Source organism: Micromonospora sp. NPDC006766, from assembly GCF_040636055.1.
Taxonomy (GTDB): Bacteria; Actinomycetota; Actinomycetes; order Mycobacteriales; family Micromonosporaceae; genus Micromonospora.
The window spans coordinates 18,736-44,018 of record NZ_JBEYIX010000049.1 but is presented as its reverse complement, the minus strand read 5'-3'; the positions used below and the strand labels follow the sequence as shown (position 1 = coordinate 44,018).

Here is a 25,283-nt window from a genome sequence, read left to right as displayed (position 1 = left end):
GATCGAGCAGCCATCCACTTCTCCAGGCCGTCGGCGTCCAGCGGCAGCGCGTCGGAGAGCACCTCCATGCCGTCGGGCCGAACTCGTTGCCACGCGAGGAGCGACTCGGTTTTCACCCTAACGGCTTAGTCGTTGGAGTCAACCACTGATTGTTGTCGGCCGCGGGCGTTTCGTGATCGAATTGGCGTGCCACGCAAGGAGCGCCATGCCTACAACACCTGACTACATCCGCATCGCCGATGACGTCATCGCTGCCGTCAAGGCGAAGAGACTCAAGCCCGAGGACAAGCTGCCGTCGATTGCCCAGATGGCGGCGGACTACAAGGTGGGCACATCCACGATCCAGATGGTCTATGTCCGGTTGGAGGCGTTGGCCGTCATCCGGCGACATCAGGGCAAGGGCATCTTCGTCACCGACCCGAAGACCTGGATGCGGAAGCCCTGAGCGACGCTGCCCTTGCTCGGTTGAGGCGCATGATCGACTCGATGTGCGGCAAACTGTGGTCTCCCCATCAGGGGTGACCACAATGTGCCGCACACCGAGTTGATCAAGGGTTAGCGGCCGGTGCTGAAGGTGTTGCAGGCCTTCGGGTCGCCGGTCGAGTAGCCCTTGGTGAACCAGAACATCCGGTCCTGGGAGCGGCCGTGGGTGAACTCGTTCGGGTTCACCGGGCGGCCGGCGCGCTTGGAGATCGCGTCGTCGCCGATCTTCTCGGCGGTGTCGATCGCCTGCTGGATGTCCTGCTCGGTGATGCTCTTGAAGATCTTCTGGCCCTTCGCGTCCCCGGTGCCGCTGGCGTTCTTCGCCCAGGCACCGGCGTAGCAGTCGGCCTGCAGCTCCAGCCGCACCGAGAGCGCGTTGGCGTTGGCCGGGTCGCGCTGCTGCTGGCGGCGCATCTGCGCCTCGGTGCCGAGCAGGCTCTGCACGTGGTGTCCGTACTCGTGGGCCAGCACATACGGCTGGGCGAACTCGCCCTTCGCGCCGAGCTGGTCGGCGAGGAGGCGGTAGAAGCTGAGGTCGATGTAGACCAGGTGGTCGGCCGGGCAGTAGAACGGCCCGACGCCGGAGTCGGCCGCGCCGCAGCCGGTGCGTACGGCCTGGCTGAAGAAGACGGTCTTGGTCGCCCGGTACTGCTGGCCGAAGGCCTCCGGCATGGCGGTACGCCAGTACGCCTGGATCGAGTTGACGTAGAGGGTGTTGCGGCAGTCGAGCTGCTTGAGCGCGTCCTTCGCCGCGCACTTCTGCGCCAGCGCGGTGTTGTCGCCGTGACCGGAGTCGCCACCACCACCCAGGGCGTTGAGGCCGACGCCGCCGCCCACCAGGGCGACGAGGACGGCGATGACGATGCCCAGGATCCCGCCGCCGCCGATCGGGAACGGCAGGCCCAGCCCGCCGCCTCCACCGCCCCCTCGCTGATCGTCCACCTGGCTGGTGTCGATCTCCGCGTTCTCGTTCAGCTCCATGTTGACCCCGATCACCGATTTGTCCGTGTGTGGTGGGCGCGGTACCGGACCGGGTCCGGATGGCGGTTCCGGTACCCGATGATCTTGCCCGGTAACCCGGGAAACAGGGTAGGGGCTGCCCGCTACACTTGCCCCGTGCTGCGCTGCGAAGGCTGAACGGCCCCGCGCCGACGGGAAGTGTTGACCCGCCGGCGCTTTCGCGTGCCCTGAGTCAGCCCTTCTGGAACCCGAGAGCGAGTACCCGACATGATCACTGCCACCGGCCTGGAGCTGCGCGCCGGTTCCCGGATCCTGCTGTCCGACACCACGCTGCGGGTGCAGCCGGGTGACCGGATCGGTCTGGTCGGCCGCAACGGCGCCGGCAAGACCACCACGCTGAAGGTGCTCGCGGGGGAGGGGCAGCCGTACGCCGGGCAGCTCGACCGGCGCAGCGCGATCGGCTACCTGCCGCAGGACCCGCGTACCGGTGATCTTGACGTGACCGGGCGGGACCGGGTGCTCTCCGCCCGCGGCCTGGACGTGCTGATGGCGCAGATGAAGGAGTTGGAGGCCAAGCTCGCCGAGGGCGCCGACGACGAGCGCCTGGTCCGTCGCTACGGCGCGCTGGAGGACCAGTTCGCCTCCCTCGGCGGGTACGCGGCCGAGGCCGAGGCGGCCCGGATCTGCGCCAACCTCGGCCTGCCCGACCGCGCCCTGGCCCAGACCATCGGCACCCTCTCCGGCGGTCAGCGCCGGCGCGTCGAGCTGGCCCGGATCCTGTTCCGCGACGCGGGCGAGAACGGCGGCGGCATCCTGTTGCTCGACGAGCCGACCAACCACCTGGACGCCGACTCGATCACCTGGCTGCGCGGCTTCCTCGCCAGCCACAAGGGCGGCCTGATCGTGATCTCCCACGACGCGTCGCTGCTGGAGGCGGTGGTCAACAAGGTCTGGTTCCTCGACGCCACCCGTTCCGTGGTCGACGTCTACAACCTGGGCTGGAAGGCGTACCTGGAGGCGCGGGAGACCGACGAGCGGCGCCGCCGCCGGGAGCGGGCCAACGCCGAGAAGAAGGCCGGCGCGCTGATGGCCCAGGCCGACAAGATGCGGGCCAAGGCGACCAAGACCGTCGCCGCGCAGAACATGGCCCGCCGCGCCGAGAAGCTGCTAAGCGGTCTGGACGAGGTACGCGTCGCCGACAAGGTGGCGAAGGTGCGTTTTCCCACCCCGGCGCCGTGCGGCAAAACGCCGCTCACCGCGACCGGCCTGTCCAAGTCGTACGGGTCATTGGAAATCTTTACCGACGTCAATGTAGCGGTGGATCGCGGCTCTCGGGTAGCCATTCTCGGTCTTAACGGTGCCGGCAAGACGACGCTGCTGCGGATGCTCGGCGGCCTGCTCGAGCCGGACACCGGCGAGGTGCGCCCCGGGCACGGCCTGCGGCTCGGCTACTACGCCCAGGAGCACGAGACCCTGGACGTGGACCGGACCATCCTGGAGCACATGCGCAGCGCCGCGTCGGAGCAGACCGACACCGACCTGCGCAAGATCCTCGGCGCGTTCCTCTTCTCCGGCGAGGACGTCGACAAGCCGGCCGGGGTGCTCTCCGGCGGCGAGAAGACCCGGCTGGCCCTGGCCACGCTGGTCTGCTCGGGCGCGAACGTGTTGCTGCTTGACGAGCCGACGAACAACCTCGACCCGGTCAGCCGCGAGCAGGTGCTCGACGCCATCGCCCGCTATCCGGGCGCGATCGTGCTGGTCACCCACGACCCGGGCGCGGTGACGGCGCTCAAGCCCGACCGCGCCATCCTGCTGCCCGACGGCGATGAGGACGCCTGGAGCGACGACCTGCTCGAACTCGTCGAACTCGCCTGACCGCCCCGCCCCTCGGCGAGGCGGGTCCACCGGCCGGTCGGCCCCTCATGATCCACCTGGTTGATTCGGCCTGGCCGGTCAGAAGGATCACGTTATCGGGAAGCCGACAATGCATAGCGTGTCGGTTGGCGAATAGTTGATATCTGGCGCATGATCGTCCGAGGCGGTCTAATAGGTGGGACCGTATCCGAACCGCACAGTCTGGGACGTGAGGAATCAACATGGCAGCCACCGGCACAGCCACCAGCACTGAGAAGGGTCGCCGGATCGTCGGAGCCGAGCGCCAGACGCTCGCCAAGGACCTGGTAAAGCGCTACACCTCGGGTGAAAGCATCCGGGCGCTCGCGGCTTCGACCGGCCGGTCCTACGGGTTCATCCACCGGGTGCTCACCGAGTCCGGGGTGCAGCTGCGACAGCGCGGCGGCGCCCGTCGCCGCAAGAAGGCGTGACCCGCCCGTCAGCGTCGTCCATCAGCGTCGTGCCCCGGGCGGTCCGGTGACCGCCGAAGCGACCGGGGTGCGACTCGACTACGACGGGCCGGTCGCGACGGTCACGTTGTGCCGGCCCGACGTGCTCAACGCGCAGACCCCGACGATGTGGCGCGCGCTGAGCGATTTCTCCCGCGAGCTGCCCGGAAACGTCCGGGTCGTCGTGGTGCGCGGCGAGGGTCGAGCTTTCTCCGCCGGCCTCGACCTGTCCGTGGCCGGTGCCGCCGGCCCCGGCTCGTTCGCCGAGCTCTCCTGCCTGCCCGAGCAGGAGTGCGCCGACCGGATCGCCGATTTCCAGGCTGGCTTCACCTGGCTGCACCGCCCGGACGTGATCTCCATCGCGGCGGTGCAGGGGCACGCGATCGGTGCCGGGTTCCAGCTCGCCCTCGCCTGTGACCTGCGGGTGCTCGCCGACGACGCCAAGCTTTCCATGGCCGAGGTGACCCTCGGTCTGGTCCCCGACCTCGCCGGCACCAAGCGCCTCGTCGAGCTGGTCGGCTATTCCCGCGCGCTGGAGATCTGCGCCACCGGCCGCCGGCTCGACGCCACCGAGGCGGACCGGGTCGGGCTGGCCGCCCTCGTCGTGCCGAACGCGGAGCTGGACGGCGCGGTACGCGATCTGACCGCCCGCCTGCTGGCGAACAGCCGCGACGCGATCGTGGAGATCAAGGCGCTGCTCGCGGGCGCGGCCGGGCGTACCCACGCCCAGCAGCAGCGGGCCGAGCGCGAGGCGCAGACCCGACGGCTGCGCGAGCTGGCCGGGCGCGGAGAATAGTAACGACCGTTCGGGAAGAGCCGGGTTACTCGCGAGGTTGTCGTAGTCGCCGGGAGGATTGACCCGGCGGACGAGGGCTGCCCGACGACCCGGAGGTGAGTGACGAGTGTCCAACCACATGGCCGGTGGCGGCATGGGCGGCTGGAGCATGCTCCGGTCGATGCGCCACCAGGACGAGGTCACCAGCCACCAGCTCAAGCGGGGCACCGCCCGGCGGATCGTCGCGTTCGCCCGGCCCTACCGGCGTGACATCGTCATCTTCCTGATCACCGTGGTGATCGCCGCGGTGATCGGGGTGGCCACCCCGCTGCTCGCCGGTGACGTGATCGACGCGATCGCCGGCGGCGGGCCGGGCGCCGGCTCGACCGTGGTCCGGTTGGCTTTGATCATCGCCGCGCTGGCCGTCGCCGACGCGCTCTTCTCGCTGGCCCAGCGCTGGTACTCGGCCCGGATCGGGGAGGGCATCATCCTCGACCTGCGGACCCGGGTCTATGACCACGTCCAGCGGATGCCGCTGCAGTTCTTCACCCGTACCCAGACCGGCGCCCTGGTCAGCCGGCTCAACAACGACGTGCTCGGCGCCCAGCGGGCGTTCACCTCCACCCTCTCCGGCGTGGTCAGCAACGTCATCCAACTGGTGCTCACCGCCGGGGCGATGCTGGTGCTGTCCTGGCAGATCACCGTGCTGGCGCTGGTGCTGCTGCCGATCTTCATCATTCCCGCCCGCCGGGTCGGCCGGCGGCTCGCCGATATCACTCGCGAGTCGTACAACCTCGACGCGAAGATGAACGCGACGATGACCGAGCGGTTCAACGTCTCCGGCGCCCTGCTGGTCAAGCTCTTCGGCTCGCCCGAGGTGGAGGCCGCCCGCTTCGCCCGCCGCGCCGAGCGGGTCCGCGACATCGGCATCCAGTCCGCCATGTTCTCGCGGACCTTCTTCGTGGCGATGCTGCTGGTCGCGTCCCTCGCCCAGGCCCTGACGTACGGCCTCGGCGGGTGGCTCGCCGTCGCCGGCGCGGTCAGCGCGGGCACCGTGGTCAAGCTCGCGCTGCTGCTCACCCGGCTCTACGGCCCGCTCACCGCGCTGTCCAACGTCCGGGTCGACGTGATGAGCGCGCTGGTCTCCTTCGACCGGGTCTTCGAGGTGCTCGACCTGCACCCCGGCATCGAGGAGAAGCCCGACGCGGTGCCGGTGCCCCGGCACAGCGGCCGGGTCGAGTTCCGCGACGTGCGGTTCCGCTACCCGAGCGCCGCCGAGGTGTCCCTCGCGTCGCTGGAGGAAGTCGCCACGCTCGACCGTACGGTCAACGAGCCGGTGCTCAAGGGCGTCTCGTTCAGCGTCGAGCCCGGGCAGATGGTGGCCCTGGTCGGTCCCTCCGGCGCCGGCAAGTCGACGCTGTCCATGCTGATCTCCCGGATCTACGACGCCAGCGACGGCCAGGTGCTGGTCGGCGGCGTCGACGTGCGGGACGCCACCCTGGCCTCGCTGCGCGACGAGATCGGCGTGGTCACCCAGGACTCCCACCTGTTCCACGAGACGATCCGGGAGAACCTGCGCTACGCCAAGCCCGACGCCACCGACGACGAGATCTGGGCCGCCCTGGCCGGCGCGCAGGTCGCCGACCTGGTCCGCGCCCTGCCCGACGGGCTCGACACCACCGTCGGCGAGCGCGGCTACCGCTTCTCCGGCGGCGAGAAGCAGCGCATCGCCATCGCCCGGCTGCTGCTCAAGGCCCCGTCGATCGTGATCCTCGACGAGGCGACCGCGCACCTGGACTCGGAGAGCGAGGCGGCCGTGCAGCGGGCGCTGTCGGTGGCGCTGACCGGGCGTACCGCGCTGGTGATCGCGCACCGGCTCTCCACCGTCCGGGACGCCGACCAGATCCTCGTCCTCGACGAGGGGCGGATCGTCGAGCGCGGCCGGCACGAGGAACTGGTCGCCGTGGGCGGCCTCTACGCCGAGCTCTACCGCACCCAGTTCGCGGTGGCCGACTCGCCGACCCCGTACGCCGAGCCGGAGCAGCCGGTGGTCAGCACCGTGCCGCTCGGCACGTACGTCGCGCAGGAAGCGCTGCCACCCGCCACCGCCAACTGACGGGGCCGCCCGCCGGCCGGCGAACTGGCGGCTGGCTAGGCGGTCGCCGCCGTCCTCAGCTCCCCGAACGCGGCGCCGAGTGTTTCCGGGGTGAAGTGCGCGTTCAGGCCGCTCGGGTTGGGCAGCACCCAGAGCCGGGCACCGCCGAGCGGCTCCGGCTGTGGGCCGAAGCCGGCCTTCGGCCGGGCGAAACCGATCCGGTACGCGGTCACTCCGACCACCGCCACCCAGCGCGGCCGATACCGCTCGACCTTGCCGGTCAGCTCCGCCGCGCCCGCCACCAGTTCCTCGGCGGTCAGCTCGTCGGCGCGAGCGGTGGCCCGGGCCACCAGGTTGGTGATGCCCAGCCCGAGGCGGGGCAGTTCGTCCTGCTCGCTGGGGTGCAACTGGCGTGGCGTGAAGCCGCCCCGGTGCAGGGCCGGCCAGAACCGGTTGCCCGGCCGGGCAAAGTGCCAGCCGGTCGCCGCCGACCAGAGGCCCGGGTTGATGCCGACGAAGAGCACCTCCAGGCCGGGCGCGATCACGTCCGGTAGCAGCTTGTCGGCCGCCGCCGCGAGCTGTTCCTTCGTCGGCCGCGGATATCGCCGTCCGGCGTTCACAGGCCGCGCAGCGCGCCGCCGTCAACGGGGACGGTGACCCCGGTGACGTACCCAGCGGCGGGGGAGAGCAGGAAGGCGGCCACCCGGCCGAACTCGGCCGGCTCACCGAACCGACCCAGCGGGATCGACGCCTCCGCCTCGGCCCGGGCCCGCTCCGGGTCGCCGGTGGCGGCGAGGAGCTGCTGGTTCCGGTCGGTCATGATCCGGCCGGGCAGCAGGCCGAACACCCGTACGCCACGCCGGCCGTACTCGTCGGCGACGTCCTTGGCCACCCCGGCGAGGCCGGGGCGCAGGCCGTTGGAGATGCCGAGCCCGGGCACCGGTTCCCGCGTCGAGGTGGAGAGGACCAGCCCGATCGCGCCGCCGTCGGTGAGCGCGGCGGCGACCGTACGGGTGGCGCGGACGCTGCCCAGGAAGACCGTCTCGAAGGACTCCCGCCACTGCTCGTCACTGACCTGGGCGGCGGTGCCCCGAGGTGGTCCGCCGACCGAGATGAGCGCGCCATCGAGCCGGCCGAACTGCTCGCGGGCGGCGGCGACCAGCCGCTGCGGGGTGCCCGGGTCGGTCAGGTCGGCGGTCAGCCCGATCGCCCGCTCCGGCCCGCCGAGCGCCTCGACGGCCGCGGCCACCTGTTCCGGTACGCGGGACGAGATCACCACCCGGGCGCCGTCGGCGACGAGCTGCTCGGCGGTGGCGAAGCCGAGGCCACGGGAGGCACCGGTCAGCACGTACACCCGGTCGGTGAGTCCGAGATCCATACGGTCGATCCTGCCGCATCCCGTGATCGGCCGGGCATTCGCCTCAGCGAGTGGCCGGGCGGAGCAGGCGTACCCGGCCGGCGAGCTGCACCGCGACGGCGCCGCCGGTCCGGGCGACGGCCGGCAGCCGGCGGGGTCGCGGCCGGCTGCGGCCGTCGTAGCGAAGGGTGACCTCCCGGGTGGCCAACTCCTCCGCGCCCAACGGCGGCAGCGCGCCGTGGTTGCGCAGTTCCCGGGCCAGATCCCAGCCGTCGCGCAGCGACCCGTTGCCGGGGCGGCCGGCGGCCCACTCGGTGAACGTGGCCGGCCAGGCCGCGCCGAGGCCGGCGGCGAGCAGCGGCCAGTGCCGGGCCACCTCGCCGGCGCGCTTGCTCAGCAGAGCCCGGCGGGCCGCCTCCACTGGTGCGGTGGCGAATCCGGGTGGCACCGGCCCACCGGCGACCAACGCCATGACGAGCTCCGCCTGCCGTGCGGCCAGAGCAGCGGACGGCGGGGCGGACGAGCCCGTCGCGGTGGTGCGGTCGCGGCCGCTGCCGGCAGCTGCACGCGTCACGTGATCACCGGATATCCGGAGGCGGCGGCGAGCGCGTCCAGTTCGCCGCGCAGCTCGACGGCGGGCGGGTAGTGGCCGTCGCGTTCCAACAGCAGCGCCGGAGGGCGGCGGCGGGCGCACAACTCCCGGACCAGGTCGAGCACCTCGGTGGGGACCGGATCGGTGTGCGTGTCGTGATAAAAACCGCCCTGCTCGGCGCCGCCGGCGACGTGTACGTAGGCGATCCGCTCCAGCGGCAACCGGTCCAGCAGCGTGTGGGGGTCGCCGCCGCGATTGCGGGCGTTGGCGTGCACGTTGGCGATGTCGAGCAGCAGCAGCGCCCCGGTGGCGTCGAGAATCTCGGTGAGAAAAGCAGCCTCGTCCAGTTCGTCGTCCGGCCAACCGAACAGCGCGGCGATCGGCTCGAGTGCGAGCGGCACCGGCAGCTCCGCCTGTGCCCGCCGGACGTTCGCCACCACCGCGGCGACCGCCTCCCGGGTGCGCGGCAGCGGCAGCAGGTGGCCGGCCTCCAGCCCGCCGGCCCGGACGAACGCGATGTGCTCGCTGACCAGCGGCGCGTCCACCAACGCGGCCACCCCGGCCAGGTGCGCCACCCGGGCCGGGTCGACCGGTTCCGCGCCGCCCAGGGAGAGCCGCACCCCGTGGGGTACGACGGTGACGCCGCGCCCGCGCAACTCGGCGAGGCCCTTCGGAAGCGGCCCGGCCGGGGCGACCGCCTCGGCGACCACCTCGACGAAGCGCAGCCCGGGCAGGTCGGCCACGAAGCCGGCGATCTCGGGCCGCCAGCCGATGCCGACCCCGTACGGGCTGGTCGAGGATGCCGAGGGAGCGGCCGTGGGTAGGGCCCGACCGGTTATCCGCCGCATCCGCCACCGCCGCATCCGCCGCCCCCGCACGAACTGCCGGAGCTGCATGAACCGCCCGAGCTGCACGAGCTGCCTGATCCGGAACCGGCGGCGGGGCCGCCGCCGGTGGCGATCGCCTGGCGCTGGATCTGCGCCTTGTCGGCGAAGCCGGGATCCATGGTCCAGATGGTGGCGGTGCCGAACAAGGCCACTCCCATCGCCGTCTCTGTGGTGCCGTAGGTGGCGTATGCCGGCGCGGCGGCGGGCTGCAGCCAGGTGTGTTCGCGGCGCAGCTCGCGCAGGGCCCGCTTCGCGGCGCGGGTGCGCCAGGGCACCCGGATGAGCAGCGCGAGAGCGACGGCGAGTGGGATCAGGCTGAGCAGGAGAAAGCCGGTGGGCCGGCCGTGGGACAAGCCGGCGAAGGCGCGGATCCCGCCGAGTAGCAGCAGGGCACCGATCAGCGTCGGCCCGCGTCGCAGGGCGGTCCGCTGCTGCGCCCCGAGCGTCAGGCCGCGCCGTTGGAGGTCGTCGCGGAGTTGGTCCAAAGCACGGATCACCCACCAGTTGCGGGGCAACTCGCCGGAGCGTGCGCCCCGGGTGGCGGCGTCGACGACGGCCTGGTCGAGCGGGGTGGCCCCGGCGGGTAGGGCGGCGGTGGTGGTGAGCCGCCCGTCGGAACGTACGGCGATGACGCCGGCGTGGCGCAGCCCGCCGATCGAGGCCCAGACGGCGAGCCGGTTGCCGCCATTGAGGTACGCGACCTCCTGCGGCCTGAGCTGACCGGTCGCGGTGGCCGGGGTGCCGGCCAGGACGCGGAACCGGTGCACCAGGGTGCCCACGACCAGCACGGCGGCGGCCAGGAGGTACCAGCGCAGGAAGACCGGGCCGGGGATGCCCCAGGTGTCGCCCGGTGCGGCGAGGACGGCCATGACGCTTCTCCTGTCGGGAGGGGTGCCGCCATTGTGGAGCAGGCCGGCCAACGGCGACCCGGCCCGTCAGCCGAGTTACCAGACCGCGACCTGGGCGATCAGTGGCGGCGGACCGCCTCCTCGACCAGGTCGAGCACCCGGCCCAGGTCGCCGGCCGGGCGCCCCATCGCCAGGTGCAGCACCAGCCCGTCGTACGCCAGCTCCAGGAACTGGGCCAGCACGTCGATCGGCACGTCGTCGCGGAGCACCCCGGCCTCCCGCTGGCGCACCAGCCGCTCGCTGGTGGCCTCGGCGATCGCCGCCGAGCGTTCCGCCCAACGCTTGGCGAAAGCCGGGTCGGTGCGCAGCCGCCGGGACACCTCCAGCTGGCTGCCGAGCCAGCCGGTGGTGTCCGGGGAGAGCGCCCGGGCGAGCAGGTCGCGCATCACCTGAACCAGGCCGTTGCGGGTGACGGTCTCCACCATGGCGGAGGCGTCGTCCTCGGCGACGGCGAGGAAAAGCGACTCCTTGTCGCGGAAGTGATGGAAGATGGCGCCGCGGGAGAGCCCGGTGGCTTCCTCCAGGCGCCGGACGGTGGCGCCCTCGTAGCCGTGCCGGGCGAAACACGCGCGCGCGGCGGCGAGGATTTCCTGGCGGCGCGCGTCGAGCTGGTCCTGGCTTACTCTGGGCACGTACTGATCGTTCCAGGCACCTCCCGCTTCCGCAAACCGTACGTACGGCTTGACGTGGGCGTTCGCATGATCAGCATGAGGTCGCGACCGACTAGGATCGGTTCATGATCGCGCCCGCCCACCCGATGATCGTGGCCACCGTGCAGGCCGAGCCCGTTCCCGGCGATGTCGCCGGGAACGCCGCCACGGCCGCCCGCCTCGTCGGCCGGGCCGCCAACGCCCGGATCGTGGTGCTGCCGGAGCTGTTCCTGCCCGCGTACCACCCGCCGACCCTGGCGGCCGACCCGACCGGCACCGACGTCACCGCCGCCACCGACGGTCGGGTCGACGATCCGCGCCTCGAGCCGCTGCGGCGGGCCGCCCGCGACGGCGGGACCACGGTGGTGGTGGGCGCGGCCGTCCGGCACCCCGACGGGCGGCGCACCATCTCCTCGCTCGTGGTCGACCCGGCCGGCGGCGTCCTCGCGGCGTACGACAAGCAGCAGCTCTGGAGCGGCGAGCGCGAGCTGTTCTCCCCGGGCCGGCGCGGCGCCACCCTGCTGGTCGACGACTGGCGCTTCGGTCTCGGGATCTGCTACGACGGCTGCTTTCCCGAGCACGGTCGGGCCGCGGCCGACGACGGCGCGCACGGCTACCTCTGCCCGAGCGGCTACCTGGCCGGCTCGGAACACCGGCGGGACGTCTACTACGCCGCCCGCGCCCTGGACAACACCATGTATGTGGTCTTCGCCAACGCCGTCGACGGCGCGGACCCGTGGCGCTTCAACGGCGGCGCCGCCGTCTACGACCCCGAGGGCCGGCCGCTGGCGCGGGGCGCGAACACCGGCGAGGACGTGCTGCTGGCGACGCTCGACCCGGCCGCGCTCGCGGCCACCCGGACGGCGCACACCATGCTCGCCGACCGCCCGACCGAGCAGGGCCTACCCCGTACGACGATTGTCATTTGATCGATTGACAAATGCGGTCGGTTGGGCCTGTCGGTAGGCCGCCCCGGTCCCGTAAGGTTCCCGCGTGCCGTTGCTCCTGCTCGATCTGGACAACACATTGCTGGACCGGGACGGCCCCTTCCGTGCCTGGGGTGAACGCTTCCTGGACACCATCGGCGCGCCGCCCACCGACATCGGCTGGCTGCTCTCCGTCGACGCGGACGGGCTGACCGACCGGTGGGACGTGGCGGACGCCATCCGGGACCGGTACCGGCTGACCGTCCCCGCCATCGATCTGGTGGAAGAGCTGCACGACGGGGTGGCGGCGCAGACCCGGCTGGATCCGCTGGTCGCCTGCGCGTTACGGATCGTCGACAGCGCCGGATGGGTGCCGGTGGTGGTCACCAACGGCGCGGTACGCCAGCAGGACGCGAAGATCCGCAGCACCGGCCTGGACCGCTACCTCGCCGATTGGGTGATCTCCGAGGAGGCCGGGGTCAGCAAGCCCAACCCGAGGATCTTCGCGCTCGCCGCGCAGCGGGTCCGGATGCCGCTGCGCCACGCCTGGGTGATCGGTGACAGCCCGGAGGCGGACATCGGCGGGGCCAGCGCGGCCCGACTGCCCAGCGTCTGGCTGCACCGGGGACGCCGGTGGTCGGACCCCCGGTTCGCGCCGACCCGTACGGCAGACGGGTTGATCGCCGCCGTGGCCGCGGCGCTGGCCGGGTGAACCGGCGCGGCGGGCGCCAAGAGCCCGCGGGGCGCTAATTCGGTTGACCCGCTCGTGTCGGCCGGTGAGCATGGTGCCGCGCGAGGGCGCAGCCGGGCGGTGCCCGGTCGAGGAGAGGAGGTCGGTCATGGCCGTCTTTGCAGGGTCGTTCCGCCTGCCTCCACCAGCCTCGATCGAAGGATCAACCCACCCGTGCGTGACCACGACTTCCCGGCGCCGCAGCGCCGTGGCCGCGGCAAGAGCCGCTTCGACGACGACGAGCCCTATTTCCTGAAGCGGGGCCGGCATGCCGAGCCGGTCCTCGCCGAACCCGACGACGAGCCCGACCCCGAGAACCACTGGTCCTCCTGGGACGAGGCCGTGCACGGGCCCGAGCCTCACCCCGCGTGGCTGGTCACCGAGCTGGCCGCGAAGGACACCGAACTCGGTGTGCTGAAGACCGGCAAGGAGGCGGACGTCCACCTGGTCCGCCGGGCCGTGCCGGGCACCGACCGGGCCTGCCTGCTGGCCGCCAAGCGTTACCGGGACGCCCAGCACCGGCTCTTTCACCGCGACGCCGGCTACCTGGAGGGGCGCCGGGTCCGCCGGTCCCGGGAGAACCGGGCGATGGCCGGCCGGACCGCCTTCGGCCGGCAGATGATCGCCGGGCAGTGGGCGGCCGCCGAGTTCGCGGCCCTCGCCCGGCTCTGGGAGATCGGCGCGGCCTCCGGGCGGATCGCCGTGCCGTACCCGGTGCAGCTGCTCGGCACCGAGCTGATGTTGGAGTTCGTCGGGGATGCCGAGGAGGGGCAGGCCGCGCCGCGGCTGGCCCAGCTTCGTCCCGACGCCGTCGAGCTGCGTGATCTGTGGGGGCAGCTGGTCGACGCCCTGGTGGTGCTGGCTCGTGCCGGATACGCGCACGGCGACCTGTCGCCGTACAACCTGCTGGTGCACCGAGGGCGGCTGGTCATGATCGACCTGCCGCAGGTGGTCGACGTGGTGGCCAACCCGCAGGGGCCGGAGTTCCTGGCCCGGGACGTGCGGGTGGTCGGCACCTGGTTCGCCGCGCGGGGCCTGCCCGTCGGGGACGTCGACCCGGCCGAGCTGACCGAGCTGCTGCTGCGGGAGGCGGGGGTCCGCTGAGCGCGTCGCGTTCCGGGTGGGCACCGCCCGCCCGGGGCGCGATCGGTCCCGCCCGTGCCGCGTCGCCGGGCCGGGTCATTGCAGGTAGCGCTCGACCTCCGACCGGGCGCGCTCGCCCTGAGCGTCCGGGTCACCGTGCGCCTGGCGGGCCGCCCGGCGGCGGCGCAGCAGGTCCCAGCACTGGTCGAGGCACTCCTCCAGGGCGCGCAGGCGCTCCCGGGCCGCGTCGTCGGTGCCGGCCACGCTTTCCTGCGCGACGGCGCGCAGCCGGTGCTCCTCGTCCACGAGTTCGGAGATCCGGTTCAGGATGGTCATGTCGTCCATGCCCGAAGCTTGGCACAGGGGAGAGTGCCGCGCCCGGGTTCTCCTCGCTGTGCGCCGCCGGACCGCGTCCCGTTACCATGATCAGGTTCGCTTGAGTGAAGGTCCGGACGCTGCTAGCGTGCGCCGGTGTCGATCGAACGGTCGATGACGCCATCGGGCACGTGATCGAGTGGCCCGCCAGGACGGTGTGATGGGTTCCCGCAGTACGCAGCTTTGTATCCGGTTGTCGCCCTGCGTGGTCGCGGGCCGGGCCATCCACCTCGGACGCCGACCGGCCGGACGACGACGCGGTGCGCCCGCCCCAGCAGGTGCGTCGGTCGACGAGCGCCGACCACGGTGACATCGGCGTGGCCGGGCAAGGCGGACACCGCACAGGATCAGGCAACGTCGGGATATCGCAGAGCGGCGTGTCCCGGACGAGCACGGCACATCAGATGGAAAGAAGAAAACGAGTGAACCACAAGACGGCTTCGAGCGGGGACCTGACGTGGTTGCTGGATGACCTGGTCGGCCGGGTCAAACAGGCGGAGCACGCTGTGGCGCTGTCCACTGACGGCCTGTTGATGGCATCGTCACGGGGGCTGGGTCGGGATGACGGCGAACACCTGGCGGCGATGGCGGCGGGCATCCAGAGCCTGGCCCGGGGAGCGGGCAAGCGGTTCGGCGGCGGCCAGGTGCAGCAGACCATCATCGAGATGCAGTCGTCGTTCCTCTTCGTCACCGCAGCCGGGCGCAACGCCTGCCTCGCCGTGTTGGCCACCGAGGACGCCGACGTCGGTCTGATCGCGTACGAGATGGCGATGCTGGTGACCCGGGTCGGCCGGTTCGTCGCCTCGCCGACCAGGGAACCCGCTATCGGCGAGACCTCGGCACGATGACCGGCGGGCACTCTGAGCGGACGGGGACGCTGCTGCCCACCGCGATCAAGATTCTGATCGCCGGGGGATTCGGCGCCGGCAAGACCACTCTGGTCGGGGCGGTGAGCGAGACCCGCCCGCTGCGCACCGAAGAGGTGCTGACCGAGACCGGAGTCGGCGTCGACGACCTCTCCGGGGTGGAGGAGAAGCAGACCACCACCGTGGCGATGGACTTCGGTCGCATCACCATCGGCGACGATCTGGTGCTCTACCTGTTCGGCACGCCCGGCCAGGACCGCTTCTGGTTCATCTGGGACGAGCTGGCGCTCGGCGCGCTCGGCGCGGTGGTGCTCGCCGACACCCGCCGGCTGGCCGACTGTTTTCCCTCGATCGACTACTTCGAGGAGCGGGGCACGCCGTTCGTGGTGGCGGTGAACTGCTTCGAGGGCGCCAAGCGTTACCGGCTCGACGAGGTGCAGGCGGCGCTCAACCTCGACCCGGGCGTACCGGTGGTGCTCTGCGACGCGCGGGAGCGGGAGTCGGCCAAGGAGGTGCTGATCAGGCTGCTGGAGCACACAATGAAGCTGCGCGAGGAGCGGCGCCGGGCCACGGCGGGGTGACGGGCGGCTCGGCGGCTCGGCGGCCTGGGGGCACTCACCCCAGTTCGGCGATTACCGCGCGGACCATCCGGCGGCCGTGCTCAGCCATTCGTGGGAAGGTGTGCCGGTAGTAGTCGATGCCGGTCAGCGACGGTGCGAGGGCCCAGCCGCAGGCCCGGCGCCAGGTGGCATCGTCGTACCCGACCGCCTCCCGGTAGGCGTCCCGGGCCGCGCCGGTGAAGGTCCACAGCGCTGGAGCCACGTCCGGCGCGGGATCGCCGACACCGAGCGCGCCGAAGTCGATGACGGCGGCCAGTCGGCCGGCGTCGGTGATCAGATTGCCCGGTTGCAGATCGCCGTGGATCCACACCGGGTCCCGCTGCCACTCGGGGGCAGCCAGACACGCGTCCCACGCCGCCTCGGCCGCGGCCACCTCGAAGCCGTCGTCATGCTCGGCGAGCCGGGGCAGCACCCGGCGGACGCCTTCGTCGACATGGCGTAGGGCCGATCCGCGAGTACCCGGTGGTTTGACCGGTCCTCCGAACGGATCCACCGTGTGCAGGGCGCGTACGAACGCCGCCACCTCACGGGCCAGGGGTACGTCGTCGCAGCCGAGCCGGGGCGGCGTGCTCCCCGCGACCCAGGGCACCACGGTCCACCGCCACGGGAATCCCGCGCCCGGTTCGCCCAGGTGCAGCGGTGCCGGAATCCGCACCGGCAGGTGGGACGCCAGCAAGGGCAACCACCGCGCGTCGGAATCGGCCTGGTCGACCGCCCAGGCGATCTTGGGCATCCGGGCGGCGAGTTCGGTGCCGATCCGGAAGAGCACGTGGTCGGTGCCCTCCAACTCGTCGGGCAGGGGTGTCACGGGCAGGTCGGCCCACTGCGGGCACTGGGCCGCCACCAGGTGGCGCACCTGCTCGACCGTGGCCCGGATCTCGTCATCATGCATCGGCACGGCAGGACGGTAACCGTGGTCCGATGTGGCGCCAACCGATTATGAGTGTCAGTCGCGCTTTGCCAGCTCCACGAACCGCGCCCACACGGCCGGCTCGAAGGTGAGCATCGGCCCGGACGGGTCCTTCGAGTCGCGTACGCCGACGACGCCGGGGAGGTTGCTCGCGACCTCGACGCAGTTGCCGCCGTTGCCGCCGCTGCGGGTGCTCTCGCGCCACCGGGCGCCGCTCAGGTCCATGCCGCCGCCGCTTCCCTCATCAGGTCCAGGGCCCGCGAAAGAACTGTCCGAAAGAGATTACACAACGCTGTGTGATCGTCTGGCAACCCTCGGCACGGTGGAGATGGAAGACGTGTCGAGGAGGGATGGCGATGCCGGAAGACAAACCGAAGACCGAGCCGAAGCCGAAGCCGAAGACCGAGCCGGCACCGGCCCGGCCGATCGTGCCCGGCCCGATCGGGCCGCTGATCCCGCCGTACCGTGGTCCCGGCCGGGTGAACCGCGTGCCGGACGCCCGTTGGAGCGCCGCCGCCCGCCCGGCCCCGCTCTCGGCGCACCGCTCGTGCGGGCCCGCCTGGCGCTGCGAGCAGTGCGGCGAGCCCTGGCCCTGCCCGACCCTACGGGCCGCCCCGACCGACGCCGCCCGGCGCGCGACCCTGATCCCCGAGTTCTCCCGGCTCACCCGCCAGGCCATCCGCGACCTGCGCGGCCGGCCCGGCGGCCCCGACCCGATCGCGATCGTGCGGCGCTTCCTGTGGTTCCTGCCGCTGACCGACGAGGAGGCCCGCGCGGTCGCGCTGAGGTTGCGGTGAGCAGCAGGCCGGGGCCGGCATTCCGGGCCGGGGACGTCCTCCTTTTGACCCGGGCCGCCTCCCCGCAGTTCGTCGTGCCCGTCCGCGTCCGGGTGATCCGCGAGATTCCCGACCGGCATCCACCGTACGGCTGGACCTGGGTCGAGGCCTACCAACTCGATCACCGTGATCTGGCGATCGCCAGGCGGGAGTTGTTCGTGCTGATCGAGGGAACCCGTCAGGACATCCCGCCCAGCGGGAGTCTCATCCGCCGGCCTCGAAGTCGCGGGCGATCGTCTCGTTGACTTCGTCAGCGTCCCAGTCCTCGGGCAGCGAAACCTGGCCCCGCAACGATCCCCGTCCAGTGCGACGGCGGGGGAATAGCAGGACGACCCGAGGCGCGGCAGGATCCTGACGGCGACGCACGAAATACAAGCTATCCCGATCTCGGTGCTCAGGCGAGCACGCATTGCCGAAACACCGAAGGGCCCCTCCCCGCTGGTCGCGGGAAGGGGCCCTGTCCGGGGTACGGCGTCAGCTGGCGATCATTCGGCGCAGCACGTACTGCAGGATGCCGCCGTGCCGGTAGTAGTCCGCCTCACCGGGGGTGTCGATCCGGACCACCGCGTCGAACTCCACGCCGGTGTCGGTGGTGACCTTCACCGTACGCGGGGTCTCGCCGTCGTTCAGGGCGGTCACGCCGGTGATGGAGAAGGTCTCCGTGCCGGTGAGCCCCAGCGACTCGGCGGTGGTGTCGACCGGGAACTGCAGCGGCAGGACGCCCATGCCGATCAGGTTCGAGCGGTGGATCCGCTCGTACGACTCGGCGATGACCGCCTTGACGCCGAGCAGCATGGTGCCCTTGGCCGCCCAGTCACGGGACGAGCCGGAGCCGTACTCCTTGCCGGCCAGGATGACCAGCGGGACGCCCGCCTCCTGGTAGGCCATCGAGGCGTCGTAGATCGAGGTCTGCTCGCCGGTCAGGTGGTTGACGGTGAAGCCGCCCTCCACGCCCGGCACCAGCTGGTTGCGCAGCCGGATGTTGGCGAAGGTGCCCCGGATCATGACCTCGTGGTTGCCCCGGCGGGAGCCGTACGAGTTGAACTCGTGCCGCGGCACGCCGTGCTCGGCGAGGTACGTGCCGGCGGGGGAGTCCGCCTTGATCGAGCCGGCCGGCGAGATGTGGTCGGTGGTCACCGAGTCGCCCAGCCGGGCCAGCACGCGAGCGCCGGAGATGTCGGAGACCGGCGCCGGCTGCTGCTGCATGCCCTCGAAGTACGGGGGCTTGCGGACGTACGTCGAGTCGCCGTTCCAGGAGAACGTGTCGCCGGTCGGGGTGGGCAGCGACTGCCAGCGCTCGTCACCGGCGAAGACGTCGGCGTACGCGGCGCTGAAGCCGGTGGCGCCGATCGCCGAGGCGATGACGTCCTGGATCTCGGCGCTGTTCGGCCAGATGTCCCGCAGGAACACCGGGTTGCCCTGGCTGTCCTCGCCGATCGGCTCGTTGGCCAGGTCGATGTCCATGGTGCCGGCGAGCGCGTACGCGACCACCAGCGGCGGGGACGCCAGGTAGTTCATCTTGACGTCCGGGTTGATCCGGCCCTCGAAGTTCCGGTTGCCGGAAAGCACCGACACGACGGCGAGGTCGGCCTCGTTGACCGCGGCGGAGACCTCCTCCGGCAGCGGACCGGAGTTGCCGATGCAGGTGGTGCAGCCGTAGCCGACCAGGTTGAAGCCGAGCTTCTCCAGGTAGGGGGTGAGGCCGGCCCGGTCGTAGTAGTCCATGACGACCTTGGAGCCGGGGGCCAGGGTGGTCTTGACCCACGGCTTGCGGGCCAGGCCCTTCTCCACCGCGTTCCGGGCCAGCAGCGCGGCACCGATCATGACCTGCGGGTTCGAGGTGTTGGTGCAGGAGGTGATCGCGGCGATCACCACGGCGCCGTGGTCCAGCTCGTACTCGACGCCGTCGACGCCGGTCACCCGGATCGGGTTGCTGGCCCGGCCGCCGGAGCCGACCGCCGCGGTCGTCAGGTCACGCGGGGCGTCGGCCGGGTCGTTGACGGCGTTGGCCGGGGAGTCGCTGGCCGGGAAGGACTCGGCGCTGGCCTCGTCGGCCGGGCCGTCGACGCCGGTGTCGCCGGTGGCGACGTAGTCCGTCAGGGCCGAGCGGAAGAGCGTCTTGGCGCTGCCCAGCGGCACCCGGTCCTGGGGACGCTTCGGGCCGGCCAGGGACGGTTCGATCGTGCTCAGGTCGAGCTCGAGGCGCTCGGAGTATTCCGGCTCGCGGGCCGGGTCGTGCCAGAGGCCCTGCTCCTTGGCGTACGCCTCGACGAGCGCGACCTGCTGCGGGTCGCGGCCGGTCAGCTCCAGGTAGCGGACGGTCTCGGCGTCGATCGGGAAGATGGCGACGGTGGAGCCGTACTCGGGGGACATGTTGCCGATGGTGGCCCGGTTGGCCAGCGGGACCGCGCTCACGCCCGGGCCGTAGAACTCGACGAACTTGCCGACCACGCCGTGCTTGCGCAGCATCTCGGTGATGGTGAGCACCAGGTCGGTGGCGGTGGTGCCGGCCGGCATCTCACCGGAGAGCTTGAAGCCGACGACCCGCGGGATCAGCATGCTGACCGGCTGGCCCAGCATCGCGGCCTCGGCCTCGATGCCGCCGACGCCCCAGCCCAGCACGCCCAGGCCGTTGACCATCGTGGTGTGCGAGTCGGTGCCGACCACGGTGTCCGGGTACGCCTGGCCGTTGCGCTCCATGATCGTGCGGGCCAGGTACTCGATGTTGACCTGGTGCACGATGCCGGTGCCCGGCGGGACGACCTTGAACTCGTTGAACGCGGTCTGGCCCCAGCGCAGGAACTGGTAGCGCTCCTTGTTGCGCTCGTACTCCAGCTCGACGTTGCGCGCGAAGGCGTCCTCGCGGCCGAACAGGTCGGCGATGACGGAGTGGTCGATGACCAGCTCGGCCGGAGCGAGCGGGTTGACCTTGGTGGCGTCGCCGCCGAGGTCGCGGACCGCCTCCCGCATGGTGGCCAGGTCAACGACGCAGGGCACGCCGGTGAAGTCCTGCATCAGCACCCGGGCCGGGGTGAACTGAATCTCCACGCTCGGGTCGGCGGTGGGGTCCCACGCGCCCAGCTGCCGGATGTGGTCGGCGGTGATGTTCGCGCCGTCCTCGGTCCGCAGCAGGTTCTCCAGCAGGATCTTCAAGCTGTAGGGCAGCCGGTCGTGGCCCTCCACCTTGCCGATCTTGAAAATCTCGTAGCTCGCGTCTCCGACGCGTAGCTGGGTCTTCGCACCGAAGGTGTCGAGGCTCGCCACGTCGTACTCCTTCACACCAGCGACCGTGAGTAGTCCTGAGCAGTTTGTCGCACCGGTCGGGTGGCCGCCTGGGTTAGGCGACACTTACCGCCGATTCTCGTTTCAACAAAACCGTACGTCCGTCTTGCTATTCGCGCAAGCTGGTGCCAGGCTTCGGGACGAGGAGGTGCCCATCATGATCCATCACGTTCTGCTCGCCTGCCCACCCGGTTCCGAGGACGCGTCCCGGGCCTTCTACGTCGGCCTGCTCGGCCTGGTCGAGAAGCCCAAGCCGCCGGCCCTCGCCGCCCGCGGCGGTTGCTGGTTCACCGGGTACGACGCGGAGCTGCACCTCGGCGTCGAGGACGACTTCCAGCCCGCCCGCAAGGCGCACCCCGCACTGCTCCGCCCCGACCTCGACGCGCTCGCCGCCCGGCTCGTCGCCGCCGGCCACCCGGTCACCTGGGGTGACGACGAGGTCCCCGGGATGCGGCGGTTCCACACCCATGACCCGCACGGCAACCGGCTGGAGTTCCTGGCCGCGGCCTGATGGCGGTCGGCCGTCCGCCACACGCCGGACCCGAGGTAGGGTTCGAGGTCGGATCGTAGGGGGTGCGGTGGTAGACGTACAGCACTGGCTCTCCGCGCTACCCCCGGGCGTGGTCTACCTGATCGTCGCCGGGGTGATCGGCGTGGAGAGCATGGGCGTTCCGCTGCCTGGCGAGATCGTCCTGGTCAGCTCGGCGCTGCTCGCCGCCACCGGTGTGGTGCAACCGGAGTGGGTGGCCATCGCCGCCGCGACCGGCGCCATCGTCGGCGACTCCATCGGCTACGCCGTGGGCCGACGCGGTGGCCGGCCCCTGCTGGAACGGTTGGGCCGGCGCTTCCCCCGGCACCTCGGCCCGGCACACCTCGCCCGTGCCGAGCAGAGCTTCGCGCGCTACGGCGCCTGGGCGGTCTTCTTCGGCCGGTTCGTGGCGCTGCTGCGGATTCTGGCCGGGCCCCTGGCGGGCGCGCTGCGCGTGCCGTACCGGCGGTTCCTGCTGGCGAACGCGGCCGGCGGCCTGGTCTGGGCCTTCGGCACGACGTACCTGTTGTACACCGTCGGTCGGGCGGCCGAGCACTGGATCAAGGACATCTCCTGGGCCGGGCTGGTCGTTGCGATCCTCGCCGGCCTGGGCAGCACCTGGTGGCTGCGACGCCGGGCCCACCGGCTGGCTTCGGCGGAGCCGACCGCCGACGACGCGCCGGTGCGAGCCAGCAGCGACTGACCCGCAGACCCCCCCGGCCTGCCGGCCAAGATCTGCACACTTTCGGGGAAGTTGCTGTCTCCCGGCACCGGGAGGCTGCAACTTCCCCGAAGTTGTGGGCTGAGACGACGAAAGGGCCGGCCCCCTGTGGGGGCCGGCCCTCGTCGTTGGTGGGTCAGGAGGCGGAGTAGCCGCGGGTGGCGATCCAGTTGGCGAGGTTGTCCACGCTGATCTGGTAGGAGGCCATGTTCGGGTTGGCGGAGTCGGCGATGGTGACGGTGTTGCCGTTGTCGTGGTAGCCGACGACGCTGATGTAGTGGCCGCCTTCGAAGGAGTGGGTGGTGCCGTCGGTGTCGGTGGCGGTGCCGGCGATGTTGGCGACCACGGCCCGGCCGTTGTCGATGGTGCGGACGATGTCGGCGCGCAGGGTGTCGGTCTGGGCCTTGTCGGCCTTGTTGCCGCTGATTTCCACCGAGTGGTAGGCGTCGCCCTTGCCGGTTTCCTTGTTCAGGACGGGGGTGATGTCGTTGATGCTGTTGGTGCCGTTCTCGGTGGTGCCCATCTCCTTGGCCATGGCGTCGACGTTGATGTTCTTGCCCTGGACGGAGAGGGCGTTGCGGGTGGCGGCGGGGCCGCAGTAGTAGAAGTTCGGCTGGGCCTCGTAGCGCACGTTCAGTTCCCGCTCGGCGGCCGGCTTGGGGGCCGGCTTGTTGTCGGCGGCGTGGGCGGCGATGGCGGGGCCGGCGATGCCGCCGGCGGTGGCGGCGATACCGGCGAAGGTCAGGGCGGTCTTACGCAGCAGATCGGTACGCATGGTGGAAGCCTTCCGTTCGGGGGATTTCGCGGGCACACACCGCGAAAGGGGGACGCGGGTGCCGCGATCACAAAAGTCTTGGGGGTTCGGGGCCCGGCGGCGTGGCCTGCTCGGGTGGCCCGGGGATGTAACGACGGCCGGTGGCGGATCATTCCGCCGGGGCCGGGGGCCGGTTTCTGGCGGGCCGGGTGCGTGACCGGCGCGGGGAGATCGGCGCGGTCGACCATGTACAACGCCCCCGACCCCGGCCTGATTCCGGCCGGGTGCGGGCCGCCAACCGGGCAGACGGGCACGACAGTGGGCAGCCCGCCCGCCGAGACCACTTGGATTCGGACATTCACCCCAAACGGCGGGGCCGGGTTGTGGTCGCCCGCGGGTTCGGAATGGGCGAGAGCGGGCGGCATGCCACCATGTCGGCCATGGACATGTGGCACAACCCGTCCTGCTCGAAGTGCGCCACCGCCCGGGCGACGCTGGACGAGGCGCGGGTGCCCTACCGGCTGCGGGCGTACCTGGCCGAACCGCCGAGCGCAGCGGAGCTGACCGACGTGCTGCGCCGGCTGAACGCTCGGGCGTGGGACATCTGCCGCATCGGCGAGCCGGTCGCGGTGGCCCTGGGTATCGCGGACTGGCCCCGCGACGACGACGCCGAGCCGCGCTGGATCGCCACGATGGTCGAGCACCCGGAGCTCATCCAGCGCCCGATCCTGCTGCTGGACGACGGCGGCGCGCTGGTCGGGCGTACCCCCGTGGCGCTGGACGAGGCGGTGCGCCGCGCGGACGGCTGAGGCTGGCTCGGACGCGGCATCCCGGGGCGGCGCCGGCCGCTCAGGGCCGTTCGTCAGCGTGCTCCGTGGCCTGCGCGTGCCGTTCGCGGAGGCGCTCCCGAATCTCCTCGGGGGTGTACGCCCGCCGGCGTCGTTCCGCCCGGGCCACGACCACCCCGGTCGCCGCGACGCCAACGAGGCCGGCCAGCCCGAGCACCTTCCACCACCGCATCCGTCGCCGCATCGGCCTAGGGTAGTCCACTGTGGGTTCGATTAACCTGGATGAGGCCGTGGAGCTGACCCGCACCGGCGACGTGTGGGTGTTCCGGGGGCGCAGCGTGCCCGACCGGGCCATCCAGCTCACCACCAACAGCCCGGTCAACCATGTCGGCATGGCGGTGGTGCTGGACGACCTGCCGCCGCTGATGTGGCACGCCGAGCTGGGCCGGTCGCTGCCGGACAGGTGGACGGGCAGTCATCAGCGCGGCGTGCAACTGCACGACCTGCGCGACGCCGTCTGCGTCTGGGCCAACCGCTACGGCCAGCGGGCCTGGCTGCGTCAGCTCGAACCGTCGGCCGACACCGCGATGGAGGAGGCGGTGCTGCGGACCGTGGCACGTCTCGACGGCACTCCGTTTCCGTCCACCGCCCGGCTCGCCTGGCGTTGGGGCGCGGGGCCGGGTCCCCGCCCCGCACCGTCGTCGGACGTCTGATCGCAAGGGCGGTGGAATGCCGGTGCGCGACCGGGCACTCGAGACCGCGTACTGCGCGGAGGTGGTGGCGGTGACCTACGAGGCGATGGGGCTGCTGCCGGCCGGACGCCGGCCCAACTGGTACGACCCGGGACGATTCTGGAGCGGCGACGAGCTCGAGCTCGCCGGTGGTGCCCAGCTGGGGACGGAGATCGAGGTACGCATCCCGCCGCACTGACCCGCGACGGCGTGTCGGCCACCCGTCGGGTGCTTCCCGGCGTCGTTGCCCGGTCGCTACGCTCACCCGACTGGGTCGACAGGGGAAGGTCATGTCTGGTACGCGTCGCGCACGTCCGTCATCCGGTGCCACCATCATCTCCTCGCCCTGGATCGTCGTCTCGATCGGCGTGATCGTCATGGTGGTGCTGCTGGTTGTCGCGCTCGGCTCGGCGCGGGGCCGGCGGACGTACGCCGAGGCGCCGTCCGAGCCGGCGATGCCGCTGCCGGGGCTGCCAGCCGTCGCGACGTCGTCCCCGCCCAGCTCGGCCGCCGCCCCGGTGTCGTCGCCCCGGCTGCCGCCCCGGCCGACCGTGCCGCCGATCAGGTCAACACCGAGCCCGTCGGCCAGCGCCGCCACCGCCAGCCGGTCGCCGAGCCTTGCGCCGAGCGCGTCGCCGACCTCGCCGCCGGCCCTGCTGATCGAGCCGCCCCCGTCGTCGCCGGTCACCGGCCGGTACGGGGTGGTCAGCACGTTCCACGGCGGCTTCATCGGCGAGGTGCTGCTGGTCAACACGGGTGACACGCCCAGCGGTTGGACCGTGACGTTGAGCTTTTCCCGGGGGCGCCTCGCATCATCCTGGTTGGAGGGTGCGGAGCAGGGCACGGCGAGCTTCGCCGGCGGGGTCTTCACGTACCGGAGCGGGGTCGACCTGGCGCCGAGGGCCTCGGTGCGGCTGCGGTTCCACTTCGAAAGGACCGGCACCACCCGGCCCACCCGCTGCACCGTCGACGCTGAGGGTTGCTCCGGCCTCTGACGGTTGTTCCGGCCGGACGTCGTCGCGACGCCGGCCGCGCCACGTCAACTTGCGCAAGCCAGCTGCTTTGTTGCGACTCGGATTGCAA

General features: G+C 71.8%; 28 protein-coding genes and 1 pseudogene. 16 read left to right on the top strand and 13 right to left on the bottom strand.

Annotated features, from left to right (window positions below; translation table 11 throughout):
* Positions 1–205: 205 nt before the first annotated feature.
* Positions 206–445, top strand: a complete 240-nt coding sequence (locus tag ABZ671_RS26905) for a winged helix-turn-helix domain-containing protein (protein ID WP_357863188.1) — start codon at positions 206–208, stop codon at positions 443–445.
* A gap of 110 nt (positions 446–555) precedes the next feature.
* Here the strand turns inward: ABZ671_RS26905 and ABZ671_RS26900 are convergent, their stop codons facing one another.
* Positions 556–1,464, bottom strand: coding sequence for a neutral zinc metallopeptidase (locus tag ABZ671_RS26900; RefSeq protein WP_357863200.1), 909 nt, complete (start codon positions 1,462–1,464; stop codon positions 556–558).
* A 246-nt stretch (positions 1,465–1,710) separates the two neighbouring features.
* Between ABZ671_RS26900 and ABZ671_RS26895 the strand changes: the two genes are divergently transcribed.
* The 4 genes from ABZ671_RS26895 to ABZ671_RS26880 all read left to right on the top strand — a co-directional run bounded on the left by ABZ671_RS26895 (position 1,711) and on the right by ABZ671_RS26880 (position 6,676).
* The gene (locus ABZ671_RS26895; RefSeq protein ID WP_357863185.1) at positions 1,711–3,318 is read left to right on the top strand and encodes an ABC-F family ATP-binding cassette domain-containing protein; all 1,608 of its coding nucleotides are present in this window, start codon (positions 1,711–1,713) and stop codon (positions 3,316–3,318) included.
* 221 nt (positions 3,319–3,539) lie between these two features.
* Positions 3,540–3,767: a helix-turn-helix domain-containing protein gene (locus tag ABZ671_RS26890; protein ID WP_007462679.1), complete on the top strand. Its 228-nt coding sequence runs from the start codon at positions 3,540–3,542 to the stop codon at positions 3,765–3,767.
* Positions 3,768–3,813: 46 nt separating this feature from the next.
* Complete coding sequence (locus ABZ671_RS26885; RefSeq protein ID WP_357863182.1) at positions 3,814–4,581, top strand: enoyl-CoA hydratase/isomerase family protein; 768 nt, start codon at positions 3,814–3,816, stop codon at positions 4,579–4,581.
* Between the two features lie 118 nt (positions 4,582–4,699).
* Positions 4,700–6,676 (top strand): ABC transporter ATP-binding protein, encoded by a 1,977-nt coding sequence (locus ABZ671_RS26880; protein ID WP_357863197.1) that lies wholly within the window; start codon positions 4,700–4,702, stop codon positions 6,674–6,676.
* Between the two features lie 35 nt (positions 6,677–6,711).
* On the opposite strand, the gene mug is transcribed toward ABZ671_RS26880, so the two are convergent.
* From mug to ABZ671_RS26850, 6 genes are all read right to left on the bottom strand, one after another.
* Entirely contained in the window at positions 6,712–7,275 is a 564-nt protein-coding gene (mug, locus tag ABZ671_RS26875; RefSeq protein ID WP_357863179.1) for a G/U mismatch-specific DNA glycosylase, read from the bottom strand.
* Positions 7,272–8,033, bottom strand: a complete 762-nt coding sequence (locus tag ABZ671_RS26870; protein ID WP_357863176.1) for an SDR family oxidoreductase — start codon at positions 8,031–8,033, stop codon at positions 7,272–7,274. Before ABZ671_RS26870 ends, mug begins: the two co-directional genes overlap by 4 nt.
* Positions 8,034–8,076: 43 nt before the next feature.
* Complete coding sequence (locus ABZ671_RS26865; RefSeq protein WP_357863194.1) at positions 8,077–8,484, bottom strand: hypothetical protein; 408 nt, start codon at positions 8,482–8,484, stop codon at positions 8,077–8,079.
* Positions 8,485–8,582: 98 nt separating this feature from the next.
* Positions 8,583–9,452: a DUF692 domain-containing protein gene (locus ABZ671_RS26860; protein ID WP_357863174.1), complete on the bottom strand. Its 870-nt coding sequence runs from the start codon at positions 9,450–9,452 to the stop codon at positions 8,583–8,585.
* A complete protein-coding gene (locus ABZ671_RS26855; protein WP_357863171.1) occupies positions 9,440–10,360 on the bottom strand; it encodes a TIGR04222 domain-containing membrane protein in 921 nt (306 codons plus the stop codon). Before ABZ671_RS26855 ends, ABZ671_RS26860 begins: the two co-directional genes overlap by 13 nt.
* Before the next feature lie 98 nt (positions 10,361–10,458).
* A complete protein-coding gene (locus ABZ671_RS26850) occupies positions 10,459–11,031 on the bottom strand; it encodes a helix-turn-helix domain-containing protein (protein ID WP_357863168.1) in 573 nt (190 codons plus the stop codon).
* Between the two features lie 104 nt (positions 11,032–11,135).
* Here ABZ671_RS26850 and ABZ671_RS26845 point away from each other — a divergent pair, with 104 nt between their 5' ends.
* The 3 genes from ABZ671_RS26845 (at position 11,136) to ABZ671_RS26835 (ending at position 13,809) form a co-directional block, all read left to right on the top strand.
* Positions 11,136–11,978: a carbon-nitrogen hydrolase family protein gene (locus ABZ671_RS26845; RefSeq protein ID WP_357863165.1), complete on the top strand. Its 843-nt coding sequence runs from the start codon at positions 11,136–11,138 to the stop codon at positions 11,976–11,978.
* Between the two features lie 64 nt (positions 11,979–12,042).
* Positions 12,043–12,687, top strand: a complete 645-nt coding sequence (locus tag ABZ671_RS26840) for an HAD-IA family hydrolase (RefSeq protein ID WP_357863162.1) — start codon at positions 12,043–12,045, stop codon at positions 12,685–12,687.
* Between the two features lie 192 nt (positions 12,688–12,879).
* On the top strand, positions 12,880–13,809 hold the full coding sequence (locus tag ABZ671_RS26835) for an RIO1 family regulatory kinase/ATPase (protein WP_357863159.1): 930 nt from the start codon (positions 12,880–12,882) through the stop codon (positions 13,807–13,809).
* A gap of 75 nt (positions 13,810–13,884) precedes the next feature.
* Here ABZ671_RS26835 and ABZ671_RS26830 read toward each other — a convergent pair whose 3' ends face one another.
* Positions 13,885–14,133, bottom strand: a complete 249-nt coding sequence (locus ABZ671_RS26830) for a DUF2630 family protein (protein ID WP_357863156.1) — start codon at positions 14,131–14,133, stop codon at positions 13,885–13,887.
* Between the two features lie 452 nt (positions 14,134–14,585).
* Here ABZ671_RS26830 and ABZ671_RS26825 point away from each other — a divergent pair, with 452 nt between their 5' ends.
* Together ABZ671_RS26825 and ABZ671_RS26820 are read left to right on the top strand one after the other, a co-directional pair.
* Positions 14,586–15,011 carry a roadblock/LC7 domain-containing protein gene (locus ABZ671_RS26825; RefSeq protein WP_357863153.1) on the top strand — a complete coding sequence of 142 codons (426 nt, stop codon included), beginning with the start codon at positions 14,586–14,588 and terminating at the stop codon, positions 15,009–15,011.
* Positions 15,008–15,610 carry an ATP/GTP-binding protein gene (locus tag ABZ671_RS26820; protein WP_357863150.1) on the top strand — a complete coding sequence of 201 codons (603 nt, stop codon included), beginning with the start codon at positions 15,008–15,010 and terminating at the stop codon, positions 15,608–15,610. The genes ABZ671_RS26825 and ABZ671_RS26820 overlap by 4 nt, the downstream gene beginning before the upstream one ends.
* A gap of 34 nt (positions 15,611–15,644) precedes the next feature.
* On the opposite strand, the gene ABZ671_RS26815 is transcribed toward ABZ671_RS26820, so the two are convergent.
* Together ABZ671_RS26815 and ABZ671_RS26810 are read right to left on the bottom strand one after the other, a co-directional pair.
* On the bottom strand, positions 15,645–16,541 hold the full coding sequence (locus tag ABZ671_RS26815) for an aminoglycoside phosphotransferase family protein (RefSeq protein ID WP_357863191.1): 897 nt from the start codon (positions 16,539–16,541) through the stop codon (positions 15,645–15,647).
* A 54-nt stretch (positions 16,542–16,595) separates the two neighbouring features.
* Entirely contained in the window at positions 16,596–16,784 is a 189-nt protein-coding gene (locus tag ABZ671_RS26810) for a DUF397 domain-containing protein (RefSeq protein ID WP_357863147.1), read from the bottom strand.
* A 131-nt stretch (positions 16,785–16,915) separates the two neighbouring features.
* Between ABZ671_RS26810 and ABZ671_RS26805 the strand changes: the two genes are divergently transcribed.
* Positions 16,916–17,356 carry a hypothetical protein gene (locus ABZ671_RS26805; protein ID WP_357863144.1) on the top strand — a complete coding sequence of 147 codons (441 nt, stop codon included), beginning with the start codon at positions 16,916–16,918 and terminating at the stop codon, positions 17,354–17,356.
* 513 nt (positions 17,357–17,869) lie between these two features.
* Here the strand turns inward: ABZ671_RS26805 and acnA are convergent.
* Positions 17,870–20,674, bottom strand: coding sequence for an aconitate hydratase AcnA (gene acnA, locus ABZ671_RS26800; protein WP_357863142.1), 2,805 nt, complete (start codon positions 20,672–20,674; stop codon positions 17,870–17,872).
* Between the two features lie 160 nt (positions 20,675–20,834).
* On the opposite strand from acnA, the gene ABZ671_RS26795 reads away from it, so the two are divergent.
* Together ABZ671_RS26795 and ABZ671_RS26790 are read left to right on the top strand one after the other, a co-directional pair.
* The gene (locus ABZ671_RS26795) at positions 20,835–21,188 is read left to right on the top strand and encodes a VOC family protein (RefSeq protein WP_357863139.1); all 354 of its coding nucleotides are present in this window, start codon (positions 20,835–20,837) and stop codon (positions 21,186–21,188) included.
* 67 nt (positions 21,189–21,255) lie between these two features.
* Positions 21,256–21,909: a DedA family protein gene (locus ABZ671_RS26790; protein ID WP_357863136.1), complete on the top strand. Its 654-nt coding sequence runs from the start codon at positions 21,256–21,258 to the stop codon at positions 21,907–21,909.
* A 154-nt stretch (positions 21,910–22,063) separates the two neighbouring features.
* Here the strand turns inward: ABZ671_RS26790 and ABZ671_RS26785 are convergent, their stop codons facing one another.
* Positions 22,064–22,702, bottom strand: coding sequence for a C39 family peptidase (locus ABZ671_RS26785; protein ID WP_357863133.1), 639 nt, complete (start codon positions 22,700–22,702; stop codon positions 22,064–22,066).
* Between the two features lie 419 nt (positions 22,703–23,121).
* On the opposite strand from ABZ671_RS26785, the gene ABZ671_RS26780 reads away from it, so the two are divergent.
* Entirely contained in the window at positions 23,122–23,490 is a 369-nt protein-coding gene (locus ABZ671_RS26780; protein ID WP_357863129.1) for an ArsC/Spx/MgsR family protein, read from the top strand.
* A gap of 40 nt (positions 23,491–23,530) precedes the next feature.
* On the opposite strand, the gene ABZ671_RS26775 is transcribed toward ABZ671_RS26780, so the two are convergent.
* Positions 23,531–23,713 carry a hypothetical protein gene (locus ABZ671_RS26775; protein ID WP_357863126.1) on the bottom strand — a complete coding sequence of 61 codons (183 nt, stop codon included), beginning with the start codon at positions 23,711–23,713 and terminating at the stop codon, positions 23,531–23,533.
* A gap of 19 nt (positions 23,714–23,732) precedes the next feature.
* Between ABZ671_RS26775 and ABZ671_RS26770 the strand changes: the two are divergent.
* Together ABZ671_RS26770 and ABZ671_RS26765 are read left to right on the top strand one after the other, a co-directional pair.
* Positions 23,733–24,399 (top strand): annotated as a pseudogene (locus tag ABZ671_RS26770) (hypothetical protein).
* A gap of 91 nt (positions 24,400–24,490) precedes the next feature.
* Positions 24,491–25,195 carry a cellulose binding domain-containing protein gene (locus tag ABZ671_RS26765; RefSeq protein ID WP_357863123.1) on the top strand — a complete coding sequence of 235 codons (705 nt, stop codon included), beginning with the start codon at positions 24,491–24,493 and terminating at the stop codon, positions 25,193–25,195.
* The last annotated feature ends 88 nt before the right edge of the window (positions 25,196–25,283 follow it).